A 2,402-nucleotide genomic window follows, 5' to 3' on the forward strand; every position below is an offset into this window, starting at 1 on the left:
CTCGTACTCTGATTTCGGGAACGGAGCACCGGTGAACGGGATCGGTTTGAGCGCGGTCATAGATCAGTTCCTCTTCGCAACCATTGACGTTTCGTTTCGTCGATCGATTTGCCGGCACGGTTATCCGTCTCGCCCTCTCTTATTCCAAACACCAGCCCAGCCATCTCAGCTTCGTTGATGCGCCGAACTGTGCACTTTACCGCTGCTACTGTCGCAGCTAGCCAGCTAAGTCTCCAGATCCAAGCCCATCGAGCGCCTGTCGATGCACCAAGTGTGCTCGCCAAAGAACCATCTCGTTCCAGTCTGGTTTTTGTGGGTAAAAATGGCGCTTCATGGCCGTCCGAATCTGCCGGCCCAGTTCGGAATCAACCGCGTCCGGTCTATACCTAAATAGCCAGTGTTCATCGCGCAGTACTGGCGAACTAGGATACGTTCCGTACTCGAGGGCAACATAGGTGTGCCGATCCCCCAAGATACGCTGCCAGTATTCGTCCTGCGTCCCGTGCAGGTTGACGGAAGAGGAGGTGCCTAGATCCGGCAATGTCACGGAGGGCCCGAAGATTTTTGCAGCTCGCTCGTACCCCTTTAGTCCGGACGGCTGCTCGCATTGCAGCTCCCCATAGCCGTAAGGACCGAGCCCGGTGTGGTAATCGATGATGATGACGTTATCGCGTGCCGCCACGTCAAAATCGGCCACTGTTTGCTCGAGGGTTCGCCTGGCTTCGGTCGGCTTGCTTCCGCCGTAAAACAGGCCTCCTGGCCTGCTGTACTGACCACGCATTCTCGCGGATCGGAAAGCCTGCTCGCCGTGCAGCTTGCGATAGTCGGCAATCGCAGCTTCTGCGCGGCGGATTGCTTCTTCCGTTCTGTCTGCAGGAACGCAATATTGATCCAGCTCCTCATACTCGGGATTCGGAGGAACCGGCTTCGAAAAATCGATAAAGTTACGGTTCAGGTCGCATCCCTCCGCAGTCGACCTGCGATCCCACGCAAACCCGTAGCAGTTCAACGCGTGGATGAAGAGCACGGCGGTCGAGCTCGGAAGCTCCTCGTGGAGCTTTGCTCGCAAAAACAGCAGTTGAGCTGCGGATCCATGGTACCCCTCTGGACCGTGCGTGCCGGAAACCAGGACCAGGAGCTTTCTGGCATCCGGGCTGCCAAAGTAGGCCACATCCGTGAACAGAGCCTCGCCGGATGGCCCCTTCGAGCTGCAGGGGTACGATCTTGGCGTTGGCACCGCAGCCACGAATTTTTCCCTAGCTTCCAGATAAGCGTCGGAAAACACGACAGAAGCGGCCTGCTGTGCAATGTCAAAGCTCACGCTGCTTACCTCCACCCTCATTCGCCTCTGGGTCGGGGCGAACAGCCAAAACCTCGCGGCGAATTACCCTGACTCGCACGCCATCTACCAGCATACGTTGAGGGGCCACGCAATTTGCCGGCACCTTGATCAAGTTGCCAGCCCCAACGCTATCGACTCCGTGAGCCGAATTTCTGCAATGTAAGTCCTCACACTCCAGAAATACTGCGCCCGCATGGAGGAACATGGAGCTTCTCACGAGATCTTTGTTAACTTCGCGCCTGCCACGGTGTCGCGCGCCATGGAAAACTGCACCTCAGCGGTCGTTACGCAGAAATGCAACGCACAGTCAGGAGCGCGGACGAACTCGTCTGTATTAGGCCTTTGCGGCTCACCAAAAACGCCATGCTTATTGCCATTACTATTTACCGCCGTCGATTCTTGGGGCCTTTCATTTACTCCGGTAAATGCTGGCTATTCTCAATGATGCTCTCGCATCGTAGAATTCTGCGCGGGACGTGCGAGTTTAGCTTAGCTGCGGCAACGCGTTCCGGCCGCAGCGTGCGCCGCACCACATTTGCTGCGATGCGTAGCCACCGAAGGATGGAGCTGAGATTATTCTCGGATGGTCCAGAGCCACGAGACCCAGGCTCTTGTTCAACCCGCAGGAAAGCAGTCAGGCCAAACCCCGGCTGATCTCACTCAGATAGCCGCGGCTCAAAACTGACTTCTCAAAGGAGATCGCTAACGTTTCTGGCTTGTCTAAACCGAAGAAACCCGCAGATCACTCACAGGTTTTCGGCCTCTTACATGGGATGATGCATGAAATCTGCGGAAATACCTGCAAACAGCACAATAATAGCGCGCCCGCAGGTCTACGATCCCGACCTCGAAAAGCAACTAATCGCTAAGGACTACGGGGGCGCTTCGATGCATGCCCGACCGGCGCTTGCAGAACATCCAGCAGTTGGAACGCGAACGATCGCCGCACCCGCCGGTTCAATGGCCTCAGAGGTATGAGATGACGAAATCAAATTCGCTAGTCGCAATGGACCTAGCAACTTCGCTCCACCCGTCCACCGATGCTCGCGCATTGGAAAAG

Annotated in this window: 1 protein-coding gene; it reads right to left on the bottom strand. The window is 56.4% G+C overall.

The annotated features are described in order from the left end of the window. Window positions 1-217: 217 nt before the first annotated feature. Window positions 218-1,321, bottom strand: a complete 1,104-nt coding sequence (locus IVA80_RS34340) for a DUF2817 domain-containing protein (RefSeq protein WP_247439550.1) — start codon at window positions 1,319-1,321, stop codon at window positions 218-220. Between the last annotated feature and the right edge of the window lie 1,081 nt (window positions 1,322-2,402).

Origin of the sequence: Bradyrhizobium sp. 139, from assembly GCF_023074175.1 — a bacterium.
In the GTDB taxonomy this organism is placed as follows: Bacteria; Pseudomonadota; Alphaproteobacteria; order Rhizobiales; family Xanthobacteraceae; genus Bradyrhizobium.